At 61.0% G+C, this 19,497-nt stretch carries 8 protein-coding genes; 5 read left to right on the forward strand and 3 right to left on the reverse strand.

What is annotated here, in order from left to right:
• Positions 1-132 precede the first annotated feature (132 nt).
• The 5 genes from nifJ to EG19_RS07835 all read left to right on the forward strand — a co-directional run bounded on the left by nifJ (position 133) and on the right by EG19_RS07835 (position 11,721).
• Positions 133-3,723, forward strand: a complete 3,591-nt coding sequence (gene nifJ / locus EG19_RS07815) for a pyruvate:ferredoxin (flavodoxin) oxidoreductase (protein WP_038049359.1) — start codon at positions 133-135, stop codon at positions 3,721-3,723.
• Positions 3,724-3,733: 10 nt separating this feature from the next.
• Complete coding sequence (locus tag EG19_RS07820; protein WP_038049361.1) at positions 3,734-4,732, forward strand: dihydroorotate dehydrogenase-like protein; 999 nt, start codon at positions 3,734-3,736, stop codon at positions 4,730-4,732.
• Between the two features lie 187 nt (positions 4,733-4,919).
• Positions 4,920-6,518, forward strand: a complete 1,599-nt coding sequence (locus EG19_RS07825) for a dipeptidase (protein ID WP_053335081.1) — start codon at positions 4,920-4,922, stop codon at positions 6,516-6,518.
• 173 nt (positions 6,519-6,691) lie between these two features.
• On the forward strand, positions 6,692-7,774 hold the full coding sequence (locus EG19_RS07830; protein WP_152543983.1) for a DUF7005 family protein: 1,083 nt from the start codon (positions 6,692-6,694) through the stop codon (positions 7,772-7,774).
• Positions 7,771-11,721, forward strand: a complete 3,951-nt coding sequence (locus tag EG19_RS07835; protein ID WP_038049363.1) for an SDR family oxidoreductase — start codon at positions 7,771-7,773, stop codon at positions 11,719-11,721. The genes EG19_RS07830 and EG19_RS07835 overlap by 4 nt, the downstream gene beginning before the upstream one ends.
• Before the next feature lie 160 nt (positions 11,722-11,881).
• Here EG19_RS07835 and EG19_RS07840 read toward each other — a convergent pair whose 3' ends face one another.
• The 3 genes from EG19_RS07840 to EG19_RS07850 form a co-directional block, all read right to left on the reverse strand.
• The gene (locus EG19_RS07840) at positions 11,882-12,946 is read right to left on the reverse strand and encodes a class I SAM-dependent methyltransferase (protein ID WP_038049365.1); all 1,065 of its coding nucleotides are present in this window, start codon (positions 12,944-12,946) and stop codon (positions 11,882-11,884) included.
• A gap of 907 nt (positions 12,947-13,853) precedes the next feature.
• Complete coding sequence (locus EG19_RS07845; RefSeq protein ID WP_053335083.1) at positions 13,854-17,282, reverse strand: NHLP bacteriocin export ABC transporter permease/ATPase subunit; 3,429 nt, start codon at positions 17,280-17,282, stop codon at positions 13,854-13,856.
• Entirely contained in the window at positions 17,282-19,492 is a 2,211-nt protein-coding gene (locus EG19_RS07850) for an NHLP family bacteriocin export ABC transporter peptidase/permease/ATPase subunit (RefSeq protein WP_053335084.1), read from the reverse strand. Before EG19_RS07850 ends, EG19_RS07845 begins: the two co-directional genes overlap by 1 nt.
• Positions 19,493-19,497 lie beyond the last annotated feature (5 nt).

The raw sequence follows: 19,497 nt of genomic DNA on the forward strand, positions 1-19,497 counted from the left end.
CCCCGAGCCCGCTTTACCACGTGCGCTGTTGCCGTTCTCTGGAAAAGGGCGTACACTTCACCTTGTGAAGCGGTTCACTTAATGGGCCGCCTCCAATGCGTCTTTGAACGCTTTAGGGGAAGGAGGAAAGAAATGGCACAACGCCGTATGATCACGGTAGATGGCAACGAAGCGGTGGCATCGGTTGCGCACCGCACCAACGAGGTCATTGCCATCTATCCGATTACACCTTCATCGCCCATGGGTGAGTTCGCAGACGAGTGGTCGGCCCAGGGGCGCAAAAACATTTGGGGAACCGTGCCCCAGGTGACAGAAATGCAGTCGGAGGCCGGAGCCATTGCTGCCGTTCACGGGGCCCTGCAAGCAGGTTCCCTGACCACCACCTTTACCGCCTCCCAGGGGCTTCTGCTCATGATCCCCAGCATGTACAAGATCGCTGGTGAGCTCACGTCTTTTGCCATGCACGTGTCGGCGCGTACGGTGGCCACCCACGCCCTGTCGATTTTTGGTGATCACTCCGACGTGATGGCCTGTCGGCAAACTGGCTTCGCTTTGCTGGCTTCGGGTTCGGTGCAGGAGGCCCACGATTTTGCTGCCATTGCCCAGGCGGCTACCCTGCGCAGCCGTGTCCCGTTCTTGCACTTTTTTGACGGCTTTCGCACTTCCCACGAAGTGGCAAAGATCGAGGAGCTCACCAACGAGGACCTTTTGGCGTTGTTGCCTGACGAGCTCATTAAAGCTCATCGCGATCGCGCTTTAAACCCCGATCGGCCGTTCATCCGCGGCACCGCCCAAAACCCCGATGTGTTTTTCCAAGCCAGGGAAGCCTGCAACCCGTTTTACCTGGCGTGCCCTCAAACTGTACAGGCCGTCATGGACCAGTTCGCCGAACTTACCGGCCGTCAGTACCACCTTTTTGATTACGTGGGCCACCCGGAAGCCGAACGGGTGATTGTCATCATGGGATCCGGTGCGGAGGTCACCCACGAGTACGTGGAGTGGGCCGTGGCTCGGGGCGAGAAGATCGGGGTGCTGAAGGTTCGTCTCTACCGGCCGTTCTCGGTAAAGGACTTCATTGCGGCCTTGCCGGCTACCACGAAAGCTATTGCGGTTTTGGACCGTACTAAGGAACCTGGAGCGCTAGGCGAGCCGCTGTACCTCGATGTCGTTTCAGCCCTGGTAGAGGACAGCACCGATGGCCGTCGTTTCTCCACCATCCCCCGGGTAGTGGGTGGCCGCTACGGGCTTTCCTCAAAAGAGTTCACCCCGGCCATGGTCAAGGCCGTCTATGACGAGCTGGCCAAACCCAACCCCAAGAACCACTTTACTGTAGGCATCGTGGACGACGTGATGCACACTTCTCTGCCGTTCGATTGGGACTTTGACATCGAGCCGGACGAGGTGAAGCGGGCGGTGTTCTTTGGCTTGGGTTCGGACGGAACGGTGGGCGCCAACAAGAACTCCATCAAGATCATTGCCGAGGAAACCGACAACTACGGCCAAGGCTACTTTGTCTACGACTCCAAGAAGGCTGGAGCAGTGACGATCTCCCACCTTCGGTTTGGCCCCAAGCCGATTCGCTCTTCATACCTCATCCGGCGCGCAAACTTCGTGGCTTGCCACCAGTTTGTTTTCGTGGATAAGTACGACATGCTGAGCTACGCGGTTCCCGGCGGCACGTTCCTGCTCAACGCGCCGTTTGGCCCTGATGAGGTGTGGGAGCACCTCCCCCGAGAAGTGCAAGAAGCAGTTTTAGACAAAAAGCTCAAGTTCTATGTGATCGACGCGTACAAGGTGGCCAAGGAAACGGGGATGGGGGTACGTATCAACACCATCATGCAGACCTGCTTTTTTGCCATTTCCGGGGTGCTCCCGCGGGAAGAAGCCATTGCCAAGATCAAAGATGCCATTAAAAAGACCTACGGCAAGAAGGGCGAGGAGGTAGTGCGCAAGAACTTCGCTGCCGTAGATACCACGTTGGCCAACCTTTTCGAGGTGAAAGTGCCCGACAAAATCACCGCCACCCGCACGCGTCCGCCGGTGGTTTCGGACAAGGCTCCCGATTTCGTCAAGCGGGTTACCGCGGTGATGATGGAAGGCAAAGGCGACTACCTGCCGGTGAGCGCCTTTCCGGTGGACGGCACGTGGCCTTCCGGCACCACCCAGTGGGAAAAGCGCAACATTGCTTTGGAAATCCCGGTGTGGGATGCTGCGTTATGTATTCAGTGCAACAAATGCGCGCTTGTGTGCCCCCACGCGGCCATCCGGGCCAAGGTTTACCCACCCGAGTACCTCAAGGATGCGCCGGCAACCTTCAAGTCCACCGATTACAAAGCACCGGAGTTCAAAGGCTGGAAGTACACCATCCAGGTGGCACCGGAGGACTGCACCGGCTGCACCCTGTGCGTGATGGTTTGCCCAGCCAAAGACAAAGCGAACCCCAAGCACAAGGCCATTGACATGCACCCGCAAATGCCCCTCCGCGAGCAGGAACGGGTCAACTACGAGTTTTTCTTGGGCCTTCCCGATCCCCCGCGGGAAGAGCTCAAGCTGGACGTGAAGGGTTCCCAGTTCCTGCAGCCGCTGTTCGAGTACTCCGGCGCCTGCGCGGGTTGCGGCGAAACACCGTACGTCAAGCTCCTCACCCAGCTCTTCGGCGACCGCGCGCTCATTGGCAACGCCACCGGTTGCTCCTCCATTTACGGCGGGAACTTGCCCACCACCCCCTACACCACCAACCGCGAAGGACGTGGACCGGCGTGGTCCAACTCGCTCTTTGAGGACGCCGCTGAGTTCGCCTTTGGCTTCCGCTTGGCGGTGGACAAACACACCGAACAGGCGCGGGAGCTGTTGGTGGAGCTTTCCGGGCAGATTGGCGACAACCTGGTGCACGAGCTTTTGACCGCCGACCAATACAGCGAGGCCGGCATTGCCGCTCAAAGGCAACGGGTACGCATCCTCCGGGAAAAACTGGCAAGCCTTTCCGATCCCCGGGCCCGCAGGTTGGAAGTGCTCGCCGATTACCTGGTACGCAAGTCCATCTGGGGCATCGGCGGCGACGGCTGGGCCTACGACATCGGCTACGGCGGTCTGGATCACGTCCTGGCCCAGGGCCGGGACATCAACCTCCTGGTGCTGGACACCGAGGTGTACTCCAACACCGGCGGCCAGCAGTCCAAAGCCACGCCCCTCGGGGCCGCCGCCAAGTTTGCTATGGCCGGTAAGGCTACGGCCAAGAAGGACTTGGGCCTACTGGCCATGACCTACGGCCACGTGTACGTGGCTAGAGTGGCCTTTGGAGCCAAGGATGCCCAAACCGTACGGGCCTTCATCGAGGCTGACTCCTACCCCGGGCCCTCGCTCATCATTGCCTACAGCCACTGCATCGCCCACGGCTACGACCTGGCCTACGGTGCCGAACAGCAACGCCTGGCGGTGGAGTCCGGTTACTGGCCGCTCCTGCGCTTCGATCCCCGTCGTGCAGCGGCCGGCGAACCGCCTCTCAAGCTGGATTCCAGTACGCCCAAAGTGCCGCTGTCCCAGTACGTGGGCAACGAAACCCGCTACCGCATGGTGCAGCAGATGGACCCCGAGCGCTTCCGGCAGCTTATGGAACGCGCCGAGCAGGTGGTGAAGGAGCGGTGGGCTATGCACGAGTGGCTCGCTCAGTTTAAGCCCCCGGTAGCGGAGAAAGCCGAACTCGAGCCGGCGGCCCAAAAGTAAAGGAGGCAACATGGATCTTTCGGTCAGCTATTTGGGTTTGAGGCTTCCCCACCCGTTCATGCCTGGGGCATCCCCCCTGGTGGATGACCTCGCCATGGTGGACAAGCTCGTGGAAGCGGGAGCGTCCGCCATCGTCATGCACTCGCTTTTCGAGGAACAGCTCACTTACGATCAGCTGCGCGCTTTCCGGGACACCGAGCTTTACGCCGAATCCTTTGCCGAGGCGGCCACCGTGCTCCCCTCCCCCCCTCAGTACGCCCTGGGTCCCGATGCCTACCTGGAGCAGATCCGCGCCATCAAGGCCCGGGTTGGCGTGCCGGTGATTGCCTCCCTCAACGGTTCGTCCCCTTCCGGCTGGCTGGAGTACGCCAAGCTCATGCAGCAAGCCGGTGCCGATGCACTGGAGCTCAACTACTACTACCTACCCATTGACTCCCGGGAAACCTCCGAGTCGGTGGAGCAGCGGCTTTTAGATGTGGTGAAGATCATCAAAGAAGAGGTCACGATTCCGGTGGCGGTGAAGCTCTCCCCGTTTTACACCTGCCTGCCTAACCTCGCCGCCAAGCTTGAAAAGGCCGGTGCTGACGGTTTGGTGCTCTTCAACCGCTTTTACCAGCCCGACATTGACGTGGAAAATCTGGAAGCCACCACCACCCTGCACCTTTCCGACTCTTCGGAGCTTTTACTCCGCTTGCGCTGGCTGGCCATTCTCTACGGGCGCTTCAGCAAGTCCCTGGCTTGCTCCGGCGGCGTGCACACCGGTTTGGACGCCCTCAAGGCCATCATGTGCGGCGCCAGCGCCGTGCAGGTGGTCTCCGCCCTGCTCATGCACGGACCCCAGCGCCTCAAGCAAATCAAGGACGAAGTGACCCTGTGGCTTGAGGAGCACGAGTACGAATCGCTGCAGCAAGCCCTGGGCTCCATGAGCTTGCGCCGCTGCCCCGACCCCGCCGCGTTTGAACGCACCAACTACATGCGCATCCTGCAATCGTTCCGGCTTTCGCCCTAGCAAGCCCCTGTCGCGGTTTTGAAGCAAAATCCAGGACCTGCGCCCCGCCGCAGGTCCTGCTTTTTTCTTTCCTGGAGGAGCGTGCACCCTTTTCAGCAATCGTGCTCTCCCCTGCTAGCATACGTGCGTTTGGCCGGCCACTGGGCCGGTGCCAGAGGGGGAGAAAATGAGGGTTCGCGGGTTACTGATGGCTTTGGCGGTTTGGTTTGGCGGTTGGCAGACGCTTTCGGCGTGCACCAACATCCTGGTGACCAAAGGGGCCAGCGCTGACGGCTCTACGTTCATTTCCTACGCCGCGGATTCCCACGAGCTTTACGGGGAGCTTTACTTCACGCCGGCAGCCAAACACCCGCCGGGAGCCTGGCGCGACATCATCGAGTGGGATACTGGCAAGTTCCTGGGCCGCATCCCGCAACCCCCGGAAACCTACCAGGTGGTGGGCAACATCAACGAGTTTCAGGTCGCCATTGGCGAAACCACCTTTGGTGGCCGCGAGGAGCTTGCGGAACCGGCGGGGATCATTGACTACGGTTCCCTCATGTACATTGCCTTGGAACGCGCCAAAACCGCCCGCGAGGCCATTCAAGTGATGACCAGCTTGGTGGCGGAGTACGGCTACGCTTCCACCGGGGAAAGCTTTTCCATTGCCGATCCCAACGAGGTGTGGCTTTTGGAAATGATTGGCAAAGGCAAGGGAGAAAAAGGAGCGGTATGGGTGGCGGTGAGATTGCCCGACGGGACGGTTTCCGCTCACGCCAACCAGGCGCGCATCCGCCGTTTTCCCCTCAACGACCCGCAAAACTGTCTCTACAGCCCCGATGTCATTGAGTTTGCCAGGAAAAAGGGGTGGTTTTCCGGCACGGATGAAGAGTTCAGCTTTGCCGATACCTACGCGCCTTACGACTTTGGTGCTGCTCGCTTTTGCGAATCGCGGGTTTGGAGCGTTTTTCGCCGGGTGGCCCCTTCCCTCAACCTGACTGTGGAGTATGTTGACGGGTACCATCTCGAAAAGCGCCTGCCGCTTTACGTCAAGCCCGATAAGAAGCTCGCAGTGGCCGACATGTTTGCCCTTATGCGTGACCATTTTGAAGGCACACCGCTGGACATGACCAGGGATGTGGGCGCCGGTCCCTTTGCCTGCCCTTACCGGTGGCGGCCTATGGAGTGGGAAGTGGACGGCAAAAAGTACGTGCACGAGCGGGCCATTTCCACCCAGCAAACTGGCTTTTCGTTCATTGCGCAAATGCGTTCCTTTTTGCCAAATCCCATCGGTGGGGTTTTGTGGTTTGGCCTGGATGACACCTACACCACCGTGTACGTCCCCATGTACTGTGGGATTCGCAGCGTTCCCAAACCCCACGCCGTGGGCACCGGGGATTTTTCCCGTTTTTCCTGGGATTCGGCCTTTTGGGTTTTCAACTTCGTGGCCAACTGGGCGTACAGCCGCTACGCCGACATGATTCAGGATATCCAGCCGGTCCAGCGGGAGCTGGAAGGCTCGTTTCTGGCCAGACAAAAGGACGTGGAAGAGGCAGCCCTAGCGCTTTACCGCCAATCCCCTGAGCTGGCCCGGGAGTTTCTCACCCGCTACAGTGTGGAAGAAGGCGAAAAGGTGGTGGCCCGCTGGAAAAAGCTTGGAGAGTTTCTGATCTGGAAGTACCTTGACGGCAACGTCCGGGACAGCCAAGGCAACGTCACCCACCCCCGCTACCCCGACGACTGGTACCGCCGCATTGTGAAGGAACGGGGGGAAAGCATAAAGGTCCCGGAAAAGCCCAAGGAGTAAGCGAATCTAAGCGCCCCGAGGCGTCGGGAACATTGAGAACTCGAGTGTTTTTACCTCCGGGCAAAATTACTCCCGAGTGAACTTGCCCGCGGGGATAACCTCCTTCGAGCGTCCAGATGGCGCCGGGGTTTTACCCCCTCCGCCAGCTGGTGAGGCCGTGGTACATTTCTGGGGTGGAACCAGAAACAAGGGAGCGTTGGCGGGAGGCGTTTTGGCAAAGCTTGGGCGCCGGTGACGACGCGGTTCGGCAGCTTTTGGCCCTTTGCACGCCTCTTCCGCCCCCCTGCGCGCCGCCTCCCCTTGCCGACGAGCCGCACGTGGCGTTTTACCGGGAGCTTCCTACCCAGGGCAGTGCCCTCGTCGCGCGCCTCGCTGAGGCTTTCCCGCAGCTTTCCTTTTCGCCAGCGGAAGGTTTGAGCCAAACGCCGGAGTGGGTGCAAGCGGTGCGCCGGGGGGAACCCCGCGAAGGTCGAAAAAACCCATCGCTTCAAGCCCCGGAAGCCCTCACCTTGCAGTTGCTCCCCACCCCTGCCGGAACTCTGCCGGTTTTAATTGCCGGTTTCCGGGAAGACTTCGTGCGGCTGGTGCAGCTCCTGGCCCATCGGGGGGAGCCGGTGCCCATTCCCGATTCCATGGGGGCCTGTTTGCTCCAGGGGCTCAACAACTGGCAGCGCTACCGGGCCTTGCGCCAGCAGTGGGAAGAAGATCCCAAAGCCTCACAATCGTGGGAGCAAATGCTGCAGCGCAAGGAGCTCTACCAGGACCGGCTTGTTCTTGCTTCCCGAGGACCTTACAGCGGGGTGCCGGTCCCGGAAAGCTCGCATAAGGAAGACAAAGCTCTGGTTATCCGCCTGAACCATGAAGCGGCCCACTACCTCACGCTTCGGGTTTTTGGCAAGTTGGGCCATACGGTGCTGGAGGAGCTGGTGGCGGATTGGTACGGATTGCAAGCCGCCTACGGCAACTACGATGCGGAGCTGGCCTTGCGGTTCCTGGGTTTGGAGGCCTTTCCCGTCATTCGCCTGAGCGGCCGCTTGAACAACTACCGGGGAATGCCCCCTCTTTCCGATGAGGCCTTTCAGTTCCTGGGATCCGCCTGCTGCCGAGCAGCCAACTTTTTAAGCAAGCTCGGCTCGCCCCAGGAGCAGGACAAAGCTTTTCTGCTCGTGTCCCTATTGCAGCTTTCTTTGGAAGAGCTGGCAGCAGGAGAATTCAAAGCGGTGCCTTCGGCGCACCAAAAGGGGGATGAACCTTGAGCCACCCACCTTGGCTTGCTCGCCTCCTCCGCGACCACCCCGATTTGGCGCCCACCGTGGCCCATTTTCGAGAGGTGGCGGCGGTGCTGCGGGCGGCAACCCGGCAAGCTTTCGTAGCACCAGCGGAACCACCCCATCCGCAGCAAGGGGAACTGCAGGAAAAGCTTTTGGCACTGGCAGAAAGAGCACAAAAGCTTTCGGAGCAACCCGATGCCCGAGCAGCCTGGGAGCTGCTTGCTGAGCTTTTCGTGCTACGTGCGGAAAGCTACTTCCTGGCCCCAACCCGGGCTACATCAGGACCGATAGCCCGGTGGGTTCTGGCGGAAAGCTTGCAGCAGTTTCGCCAGGCCTGGGCGGAGCTGGAACGGGCATGCCAGGAAGCCGGAGTTTCGGTGCCCCTGCGCTTGCTGTTGGCCAGCCACGTGGATGAAACCCTGCCCATGGAACAACTGGAGCTGGTGGGCAACGAGCTCCCCGGGGTGCCGTTAGCTTCGCTTCCTTGGGGAGAACGCTGCGCGCTCACGGGCATCTGGTTTCAAAAGGATGGGGACGGCCGTCCCCGCTTTCGCAGCGAGCAAAGCTTTTTCTCCTTGGCCCCCCAGGCCTACGACGCCTTCTCCCGCTGCCAAGAAGCGATTAGCAAGCTCCAAGCCTTCGCCCCGGAAGCTTTTGAAGCAGCGCTGGCCTCCTTCCCCGAGCTTGGCCACGCCTTTTACGAAGCACGCTCCGGGCCTACCTTTGCCGGCTTGGGCCTCACCGAGTTCCCCTCGCAAGCGGTAAGCCTCAACAACGCCTTGCTGCGCTTTTCAAATCGGACCTCGTTTGTGAAGGCTTGGGAAAAGGGAAGCCGCCTCAGCTACGGCGATGTTCGCCAAAAAGCCTTAGGCCTCGCCCATGCCCTGGAGGCGGCAGGCCTGGCCTCCGGGGACAAGGTGGCAGTGGCCTTCAAAAACCCAGGTTGGGAAAGCTACCTCGTGGACTTTGCCTGCGTTTTCGCGCACCTGTCCACCGTGGGCTTGGATCCCGCGGCTTCCCCCGAGCACTGGCAAAGCGTTGTGGCCCAAGCCGGCGTAGCGGCGGTGGTGGGCGATCGGGAAGGCCTTGAGCGCCTCACCGGTTTTTCCGGGCTCAAGCTTTGCCTCGACAGCTCCTGCCCCCCTGGGTGTGTGCCGCTCGAGCCCACCCCGCCACCTCCCGGCTGGCGCAGCCGCAGTGGGGTGAGCCTAGAAACTCCAGTGCTTTTCGATGACGAGCCTTCCTGGCAAAAGGCTAAGGAACTGGGGATTGCCGCGGATTCCCAGGAGGACCTTTACACAGTCGTGTTTACCTCCGGCTCCACTGGAAGACCTAAGCCCATCCCCATCACCCGTAATCGGATGCGGGCTGGCAGGGAGTACCGGGCGTTCCTCTACCCTCTGATTACCGCATCTTTCCAGCCCTTTGCGCTGCTTGCGGACCGCAAGGCCGTGTGGCAAACCCTGCTCAACGGCGGCACCGTGGGCTTTTGCCGCCGGGGCTTGGAGCTGTGGGAAGACCTGCAAGCTTTAGGCCCCACGTATCTCGAAGGTCCCCCCGCCCTCTTTCAGCCCCTGGTGCAGGCGTACCAACAGGCCCTGGAGCGGCAAGAACCGGTTTCGGAGCTGGCGCGGCTGCGTTTGGCCCTCCGCGCCCGTCTCGGCGGGCGTGTGGCCACCGCGGCGGTCGGCGGAGCGGCAGTGCCCGAAGGGTTCGCACAACTCCTGGAGACCATCCTCGGCGTCCCGGTCCACGAAGCTTACGGCGCCACCGAAGTGGGTACCATCGCGTACAACGGCAAGCTGCAAGCAAACGTGGCGGTGCGGCTTGTGGATCGCCCGGATTTGGGGTTTACCCAAGCCGACCGGCCCTACCCGCGAGGGGAGCTAGCCGTGAAGCTGCCACGCTACGCCTTGCCCGGCTATGAGCCTTCCCGGATCACCCAGGACGGCTATTTCCTCACCGGAGACTTGGTGGAGCTGCGGCCGGACGGCACGGTCAAGGTTTTAGGCCGGGCCAGCGCCGCCGTTAAGCTGGCCGACGGCTACTTCGTGCTGGCCGAAGAAATGGAACAAGCCCTTTTGGCCACAGGCTTCTGCCAGCAGGCGGCGGTGGTACCCTCCCCCACCGGACCGGTGGCGGTGGTAGTGGCCGGGCCTGAAGCTCCTAGGGAAAACCTGGAAGCCCGTCTAGCGAGCGCCCTGGCCCAACGCTTTCCGGGCCGGGCCTTACCTGCCATTGTGGTGGATCCGGAAAACACCCCCTGGACCCCGGAAAACCGGCTGCTGACCCCTTCCCTCAAACCCAACCGGGCGGCCATTGCCGCCTATTACCGGCACCTGCTGGTGGCTCCCAAAGCCACAACGGCCCTGCCGGAAGCCGAACCGTCCACGACCGGGAGTTTGCTGAACCTCGTAGCCCAAATCCTGCATCGTCCAGAGGAAGCTTTAGACCTCACCCTGCCCCTCGCCCAGCAAGGGCTGGACTCCCTGGCTTGCGCCGAGATCTTAAGCCTCGCCGATGCCCGGGCGGTGCCCTTAGGGGTGGAGGAGGTTCGTTTTTTGCCTCTGGGGGAGTTGCTTGAAAAGCTCCAGCAGCCTCCGGGAATAAGGTCAAGGCCTGCTTTTCCCCCTCAGGGGTCAGCAAAAGCCCCGGTAACCGCAAGCAGGGAAGACGAGGTTGCGCTCCAGGTGCTGCGCACGCCTTTGCCGCAAGCCATTCCGGAATTTTCCCCTCGTGGACTCACGGTTCTAACCGGAGCCACCGGATTCCTGGGCATCCACCTCTTGGCGGAACTCGCTGGAAGACCCCCGGGTGGGGGCCCGGTGGTGGCGCTGGTCCGCGCCCAAAGCCACGAACACGCCCGTCACCGTCTCAAGGAAGCAGCCGTCCGGGCCGCAGTCATTATCCCGGAACCCGGTTTGCCGGGCGACTCAGAAAAAAACCTTTGGGCCGTGGCCGCCGATCTTTCCCACCCGCAGCTTGGGCTGGCGAACGAGCTTTACACCCGCCTGGCCCGGGAAACCGCAGCGATCGTTCATGCCGCCGCCGCAGTGCAGCATGGAGCAAGCTTTGCCGAGCTTGTGGAGGACAACGTCACCCCCACTCGAAACCTTTTGGACTTTTCGGTCACCCAGCGCCTGAAGGCCTTTCATCTGGTTTCCAGCTTGGATGTCACCCGCCTGGCCTTGAGTTTGGGGTTAGGTGGCTCCGAGGAGGCGCCGCTGCCCCCCCGCTTGGGGGAAGCCGCAGCAAAAGCCGATGGCTACGTGCTGACCAAATGGGTGAGCGAACGAATGGTGGAGCTTTTGGCCCAGCACTGCCAGGGGCGCATGCCGGTGCTGGTGAGCCGCCCCGGGCTTTTGTCCTGGGCAACCACCAGCGGTTACGCTCCCACCAAGGAGTGGTTCCCTGCCCTTTTGGCAAGCTGCCTGCAGGTAGGAGCCCTGCCCCTTAAGCCGCCAGCGGTTTTCCCTTCAGAGCCGGTTTTAAGCGAAACCTCCGCCCGGGGCCTGGAGCTTTTACCGGTGGATTTTGCGGCCGAGCTTCTTGCCAGGCTCTCCGTGGCCTTGATGGGAGCAGCAGAAAAAGGCGAGGCGCGGTTTTCCCGGCTCAACCTGGTGAACACCAATCCGGGAACCGCCGGCTTGGCCCTCTGGCCGCAAATCTTTTGCTACCTGCAGGCAGCTTATCTGGCCGAATTTCCGCACAAAAAGCCGTTGAAAGCAGTGTCTTTGGCCGACTTTCGCGACTTGTGTTTGGCCGCCAACGCGCCCTTTGCTCCCCTGGTTCCCAGCTTCCGGGAGCTTCCAGCCGTACCCCGCACCCAAGCGGAAACCATGAAAGCATTCTGCGGCGATGAAAGTCCCCCTCCCATTAGCTGGCACCTGTTCTGCCCCTTCGTGCGACAGGTGGCGGGCAGCGCGCGCTAAGCCCGCAAAGGCGCAAGGGAGCAGCTCCCACGGCTCGACAAACGCTAGAACGATGCGGGCAACCCCCTCCCAAGCAACACAAAGGGACTAAACCTCCACTGATTTCGGCCGTAACTGCGCATGCAGGGCAAGGCCAATCGGAACGCCAATGGAAACTCATTTAAGCCCGAGCGACGTAAAAGACGTGCATTGGGTCGCCTTCCAGATGATGGGTTTGGATGTCGGAAAACCCAGCTTCTTTCAGGTATTCCCGTGCTACTTGTTCGCCCCACATGGCTCCCAAACCTTCGCCACCCTGCGCCAGTGACACCATCATGCAATGCATGACCGACGAGGCGTAAAGCCCCGGACCCAACGGGTGATCGAGGTTCTCCTCCAGGTGGCTAGAGGCCGCGATGTCCATCATGAGAAAAACGCCTCCCTGACGCAGGGCACGGTTGATGTGGGCAAGAACCGCCCTGGGCCTGGCGAGATCGTGAATGACGTCGAACGCGGTTACAAAATCGAATTCTCCGGGCAGCCCGGCCATAATGTCAGCAACCTCGAAGCGCGCGTTGGGAAGCTTCCAACGGGCCGCTTCGGCACGGGCCGCCTCAATGCCTTCGGACGAGAAATCCACGCCCAGAAAACGACTGTTGGGGAACGCCCGGGCCATTACATTGACGGCATGGCCTTGACCCGTACCCAAGTCAATCACGTCAATGCCAGAGCGCAGGCGTTCCACCACCCCGTCCGCCAAGGGCAAAATCGTCTCCACCAAGGCCGTGTCATAAAGCCTGGCACTCTCTTCGGCCTGAAGGCGTTGGAAGTCGGGGTACTTCTCATACCCAACTCCACCGCCTTCACGGAACGCCCGGATAACATCCTGCTCAACCGCACCCACACCCCGGATATACTGCGTGAAAAACGCGAGGTTGTTGGCGCCAGCGGACCGCGTGAGAAATGCGGCGTGTTCGCGCGGGAGCACGTACGTTTTGCTGGGCGGGTCGTACATGACAATCCGCGCCACCACCATGCCCCCTAGCCACTCCCGCACGTAGCGCTCCTGAAGCCCCGTGGCTTGGGCGATGGCCTCACTGGTGGCCGCTGGCATTTCCGCCATGGTATCGAAAAGGCTTGTCTGATGCCCAATGCTCACCAGGATCCCCACGAACGCGTCGTTCAGCAGCCCCATCATTCTGCTGGCGAACGCCTCAGCCTTTGCCTGATCCATCGTTTCGTTCATTTTTCACCTCCAAGAATTGGTTTTTCTCTTTGCATACCACACTTGCAACAGCCCATGCTGGCTCCGGTCGGCGGCGCTAGGGAAATGAGCGACGAAAGACTGCGCCCGGGGCCTTTGCGGCGCGGACCTTTCCAACCTGTGCCTCACCAACTCCGGGTTTTCATCGCGGCCTTCACACCGTCCTCGGGTGGCGCACCCACCGAAGGAGGCGATGGCATTTTTCTACTTGCGTAGATGCCCCGCCGGTGTTTTGGCTCTTCCGTGCTCGCCGAGAACGTTCGGAGTCGCTCACCAGCACCTCCATGAAGGTCGTCACCGCGTAGATGGTCGCACCTACCGGCCTCACCGCCACCCAGACGGCAAGCCCTACGCCCCAGCGAAACCACGGTGGGAGCGCGGTCGGGGCCCTCTCCTCGGCATGTGCAACCGACAGCCGGACCGTCCCATGTTGTTCCCTCCTTTCCGGCGAGAAATCCTCAACCCCGTAAAAGGTTCCCGCCCATTTTGGGGACAGCCCGACCTGTCGGTTTCAAAACGTTGGCCCCATTCCCTTGCCGGCATTGTCCGTAGCCGTCCCGTAGTTTTCCTATTTGTAGTATGAGTCGCAGTATGCTGTCAAGCCCCTGAAAACGCTCCGTTGTCCCTGAGGCTCCCGGAGGGCGCAAGATTGTGGAAAGACCACTCATCGCCAGCAAAAAATGGGCGACCGGCGGGCACACTCCAGGTTTTTCTTTTGTGCTGGCCCTTAGGCTACCGGCGTGCGGACCAGCAAAGACCAGCGACAAGCCTCTTACAAGCTGCTACGGGACCCACCCGGTACCTGGCAGTTCGTTGTCCTTTGCTGGAGCGGGTTGTGGGCACAGCAGCTCTTAAGTCTCTTGCTGAGGAGGAGCAAACAAGCCATGGGTTACGCCATCTGGCGTTGGGCCAGGAGGGCGAACTTGCCGCCCTTGGCCATGAGCTCCTGGAAGCTGCCCTCTTCAATGATTTTCCCGCCTTCCAGGTAGCAAATGCGGTCGGCGTTGATGATGGTGGAAAGCCGGTGGGCAATGACGATGCGTGTGGCTTGCAGTTTTTCGATGCTTTCCATGACCACCGCTTGCGAGCGGTTGTCCAGGGCCGAGGTTGCTTCGTCAAAAATCATGATCCTCGGCTTGCGCACCAAGGCCCGGGCAATGAGCACCTTTTGCCTCTGCCCGCCGGAAAACCCACCGCCGCCCTCAGAAATGTAGGTGTGCATGCCCATGGGCATTTGCGAAATATCCTCCGCAAGCCCAGCCAAGGCGGCGGCCTCCCACGCGGCCTGTACCGGCAGCCCCGAGGAGCCCACGATGTTGCGGTAGATGTCAGTGGGCAAGAGGGTGGAGTTCTGCAGTACCACGCCAATTTGCTGCCGCACTTCCCGCAAATCCAGGGTTGCCAAATCCTGCCCGTCGTAGTACACCGCGCCCCGGGTGGGTGTTTCAAAGCCCAAAAGGATGCGCATGAGCGTGGATTTCCCGCAACCCGAAGCGCCCACAAAGGCAATGAACTCGCCGGGCTTAATGTGAACCGAAAGGTCGTTGAGGATCCACGGGCCATCTTCGCTGTAGCGGAAGGAAACGTGGGACACTTGGATTTCACCGCGAAGCTTCCCTGGATAAGCCCGCGCTTCGTCCAGCTCTGGCGGCGTGGTCACAATGGGTTTCAAGCGCTCGTAAATCGGTACAATGCGCAGCATGTCCAAAGACGCATCGCCCAAACCCTGCAGCGCAGCCACAAAGGCAGAAAAGGCGGCGTTAAAGGCAATGAAATCACCGGTGGTAATAGAAGGGGGCTGGCCCTTAGCCAGGGCTGCTTCCTGAATTTTCCACAGCACGTAGAATATGCCCAATGATGAAAGCACTGGAAAGCCCGACGTCAGGACTTGAATGGCGTTTTTGATTTGGCCGATGCGGAACAAAAGCCGACGCTGCTGAGCGTACGCTTTAGCCCACGTTTTAAAAGCGTGGTTTTCGGCGCCAGCCACCCTGATTTTTGGCACACCAGTAATGAACTGCAGCACCATGCCGGTAATGGTTCCGCGCAACCCCATCTCCTGCCGTTCCTGGCGCAAGCGTAGGTAGTTGGCGGTGGTGGTGGCCGCAACGTACAAGAACGAAATGCCCATGCCGGCGGCGGCCAACAGCAAGCTGTATTTGGCCATCAAAAATACGTAAAAAATCGAGCTCAAAAAGCCCAGGATGGAGTTGATGCCGGCACCGGCCACCAGCGCACGGATCTTGTCCACCCCCTGGGCGCGATCTGCCAAGTCGCCGGCGGTGTACTGACGCAAAGCGTTGGAGGGCAAATTTAACAGGCGATCCCAAAGCGCCGCTTGGATGGAGTAATCCATCTTTCCCTGGATTCGCAAAATGGCAATGGCCTGACACACCTTAAAGGCGCTGGAAACCAACGCCCCCACCAAGAGGCCCACCACAAACTGCCACAAAAGCGCCCGGTCCGCTTGGGGAATGGCAGTGTCAAAAAGCCGGCCGGTGAAATAGGGAGGGATGGTGCCCAAGAGGCCCAGCCCCACCCCCATGGCCACCACCCATCGCACGTCCGGCTTCAAGCCCCGGAGGCCAAAGCGAATCAGGTCCCGGGCGGAAAGCGGGCCATCGGGGAAGGGACGGTAAAACACGTAGCCAAAGCCCGAAAGACGCTGAACCACAGCCTCGGTGACCAGGCCGCGCTCGCCGGTAGCCGGGTCCACGTACTCGTAAGCTTTGGCCCCCTTGGGCACCAGCGCCACCGGGCCTCCGCCCTCCTCCCACGCGCCCAAAATGGGGCCTTGGTCCCGGCGGTACCAGTCGTCCCTGAGAGCCACCTGCCGCACCTGAAAGCGGGAGGCCTTGGCCACGGCTTGTAAACGGGTGCGCAAATCGGCGCGTTTGTCCACCTCCGGGTGGTCGCGGACGCTCATCCCTAGGGCCTCGCCCACCAGCCGCACAGCGTCCAGCACCGGGTCGCGGCTGGGACCGGCCATGTGCCCCGCTTCTTCCTGCCCCTCGGCCATGACCCCGGCAATTTCCCGCTCCGCCTCTTCCCCAGCAGCGCGCGCGTGCTCGGCTTTCACCCGCAAGCGGTGCAGCTCATCCACAAGCCCCAAGCGCTTGTTGATGAACTCGCAGCGGCACACGATTTCGTGGAAGCTGGCCAGACCTGCCCAAAAAGCCGGCGTGGCTATGGCCTCAGCCGTGGCATGGACCCGCACCACCGTGGCCTGGTCGGCGGGGTTAGCGGCAATCATCCAGGTATCGGTGGCCAAAGGGAAAACCGCCCGCAATCGGCTCAGCTGCTCCAAAAGATCCCCGGCTTGGGCGCGCGCCTGCTGAAGCGGCTCCCACCCCACAAACAGCAGCTCGCCAGCTACAACTTCGAGCCAGCTCACCTCCCGCCCACCGCGCAGGCACCCACCGTTGGGCACCTCCACCGATGCCCCTGCGGTGGCCACCACCGTGGGCGGAGGTCCGCCACCAAGGGAAGCGGCAAAAGCCGAAGCAACAGTTTGAACCCATGCGTCCACCAAAGCCGCCAGCTCTTGCCGGAAGCGCTCCTGCTTGGCGAACACCTTCAGCTGGCTCAAGGCGACCTCGATAACCTTGGTCCCGCCCTTGCCCACCGCCAAGATGCCGGCTCCCAGGCCAAAGCGCTTGAAATCCATGCCGAAAATGAGGTTGCCGGGACCCAGCGTGCAAAAGTGCGCCCGCGCCCCCTGCGGTTCGCCGCGATCGTCCAAGGGCACGGTAAACAGCACCACTTGCCCCTCGCTCACGTACCAAGCGGTTGTTTCGTCGCCAATAACCCAGGGGGTGTTGCCGCTCACCTGCCGGGTTTGGCCCCATTGGGCCAGCGCTTCGCTTAAGGTCGCGGACAGCTCCACCGAAGGCTGGTACGCGGGGGGTGGGGGAGCCAGAGGAGCCGCAGAAGGCGGTGCCGGAGGCGCTGGCGCAGCCGTGGGCACCTCCAGCCTCACCGTGGCCTCCTGCTCCTCCTCGGCTCCCAAGTGAAAAACGAAAACCGTAGCCCCCAGGCGGAAGCTTTCGCCGTTCTGAAGCTGGTGTTCGGCGACCCTTCTTCCCCCCACCCAAACGCCGTTGGCCGAGCCTAAATCAGCCAAAAGCCAGGTCCCATCCACCAGCTTGAGCTCGGCGTGCCGCCGGGACATGGCTTTGTCCTGAACCGCCAATTGGCAATCCGGGGAACGCCCCAAAACGAAAGACACAGCCTCCAACGGGATGGCCTTTCCCACCAGTGCCGAATCCGGCGACTCGCTGATCTTCACGAAGGCGGGGCGGGGAGGTTTGCTGGCCATCAGTGCTTGATGAGCTCGGCGTACAAGCCGGGCTGGTCCTTAAGCTCGTCGTGGGTGCCGCGCTGAACGATCTTTCCTCGCTCCATGACGATGATTTCGTCGGCGTCGCGAATGGTGGAAAGCCGGTGAGCAATGATCACGCAGGTGCACCCCCGCCGCCGCACCGCTTCGTCCACCCACAGCTCGGTGGCCGGGTCCAAAGCTGACGTAGCCTCGTCCAAAACCAAAATCGTGGGGTCCCCGACCAGGGCCCGGGCAATTTCCAGCCGCTGCCTTTGCCCTCCGGAAAAGTTGCGGCCCCCCTCTTCCACCCGGGCGTCGTACTTGTCGTTGCGGGCTTGGATGTCGTCGTCAATGGCGGCGTCCCGACACGCTTTGGTTACCGCCGCCCGCGGTAGGGTGCTGTCCCACATGGTGACGTTTTCGTAAACCGTGCCGCCAAAAAGGAAGATGTCCTGATCCACGAAGGCCAAAGAGTTGCGCACCAGCTCCGGGGGGAGCTTTTCCACCGGCACCCCATCGAAGAGAATTTGCCCTGACCAAGGTTTGTAAAGCCCTGCCAATAGCTTCGAGATCGTGGACTTGCCGCTACCGCTGCGTCCCACGATGGCAACCCGTCTCCCTGGGCGAACTTTCAAATTGAAGTTTTCGATAAGCGGCGGGTCCAGGGGGCTGTAGCCAAAGGTGACGTCGCGAAGCTCCACCTCCCCAGCCAGCTTGGGAACTTCGGCAGCTTTCACTTCCCCCGAAGGCCGCCCAACCCGGCGGTACTGCTCGTCCTGGGGAAAGCGCAGCACGTCGTCCAGGCGGTTCATGTCGGCTTCCAGCTCCTGTACTGCCGCACCAAACCCCACCAGGGTGGATAGCGGCTTGTTAAAGGAAGCCATGAGGCTTTGGTACGCCACCAGCATGCCCACGGTCATGCCCCCGTCCATCACCTTCATGGAGCCCAAAAGGAGGATCATCGCGGTGGTGAGGTTAGAAACCAAAGGCGGAACCGCGTTCAAAAGCTGGGACAGCGTGTCCAGTTCCTGTTGGGAGCGGAGGGCCTTGGCCTGGTACCCGGCCCACCGCGCAAAAAACTCCGATTCGGCTCCTGTAGCCTTGATGGTTTCCATGAGCTGCAGGCCGTTCATGGCGGTCCCCATGAGCTTGCCGTAGTCCTGCTGCATGCGTCGAGAGGCATCCACCCGACGGCGGGCCACAAGTTTCATCCCGATTACGTTTGCAAGCCCCAAGAAAATGCAAAGCAACGTAAGGGGAACGTCGTAAAGCATCATGAGCACCGCGTAAAAAACCACCAAGATCGAATCAATGACCGTGGTGGTAAGCTTTCCCGAAATCATTTCCGCTACTTTGTCGTTAATTTGCAAACGGGAGCCGATTTCTCCAGCGTACCTTTGTGCAAAATAGGAAACCGGCAAACGCAAGATATGGTTGAAAAATCCTGTGGAGTTTGATAGGGCAATTTTGGTCTCAAGCCGCAAGAGGTAGTACTCCTGCAGGTAGGTAAGGCCCATGCGCAAAAGTGCAGTCAAAAGCATGCCGATTAAAAGCGGGGTGACGATGGACTGTCTGCCGCCTACCAGGTAGTCGTCAATAAACACTCGGGAAAACGTGGGTATCACCAAACCCGGAACCACCAAGAAAAGCCCACACAAAAGCACAAACAAAATGGCTTCTTCCGAGCCCTCCAAACGCCGGCGGAAAGCCGCTGCCATGCTGGGCTTTTCACCGGCTTCCCGAAATTCCGGTCCCTTTTCAAAGGTCAGCACCACGCCGGAAAACGAGGCGTCCAGCTCTTCCAGCGTCACCACCCGCGGTCCCGAAGCGGGATCGTTAAGGTACACCTTGCCGCCTTTGAACCCCTCCAGCACCAAGAAGTGGTTCATGTTCCAAAACAGGATCACCGGCAGCGGCAGGTCGTAAAGCTTGTCGATGTTCTCGTATTTAAAGCCCTTGGCCACCAGGCCGTACTTGCGGGCGGCGCGCAGGACGTTGGACGCTTTGGACCCATCCCGGGAAACCCCGCACTCCACCCGCAGCTCTTCCAGCGGCACGATCCGCCCGTGGTAGCCCAGGATGATGGCCAGAGCTGCCGCCCCGCACTCCACCGCCTCCATTTGCAGAACGGTGGGGGTCCTCACCCGCTTGTTGGGCGGCGGGGGCAGTGGCGCGCTTTGCGGTGTTTCCTGCGCTGCAGTAGCCATAGACA

It is taken from the genome of Thermoanaerobaculum aquaticum (genome assembly GCF_000687145.1).
GTDB classification, from domain to species: Bacteria; Acidobacteriota; Thermoanaerobaculia; order Thermoanaerobaculales; family Thermoanaerobaculaceae; genus Thermoanaerobaculum; species Thermoanaerobaculum aquaticum.

What these genes read in the sequence shown, in the direction of transcription:
- nifJ (WP_038049359.1), top strand. Translation starts at nt 133, where the DNA reads ATGGCACAACGCCGTATGATCACGGTAGATGGCAACGAAGCGGTGGCA.
- EG19_RS07820 (WP_038049361.1), top strand. Translation starts at nt 3,734, where the DNA reads ATGGATCTTTCGGTCAGCTATTTGGGTTTGAGGCTTCCCCACCCGTTC.
- EG19_RS07825 (WP_053335081.1), top strand. Translation starts at nt 4,920, where the DNA reads ATGGCTTTGGCGGTTTGGTTTGGCGGTTGGCAGACGCTTTCGGCGTGC.
- EG19_RS07840 (WP_038049365.1), bottom strand. Translation starts at nt 12,946, where the DNA reads ATGAACGAAACGATGGATCAGGCAAAGGCTGAGGCGTTCGCCAGCAGA.
- EG19_RS07845 (WP_053335083.1), bottom strand. Translation starts at nt 17,282, where the DNA reads ATGGCCAGCAAACCTCCCCGCCCCGCCTTCGTGAAGATCAGCGAGTCG.
- EG19_RS07850 (WP_053335084.1), bottom strand. Translation starts at nt 19,492, where the DNA reads ATGGCTACTGCAGCGCAGGAAACACCGCAAAGCGCGCCACTGCCCCCG.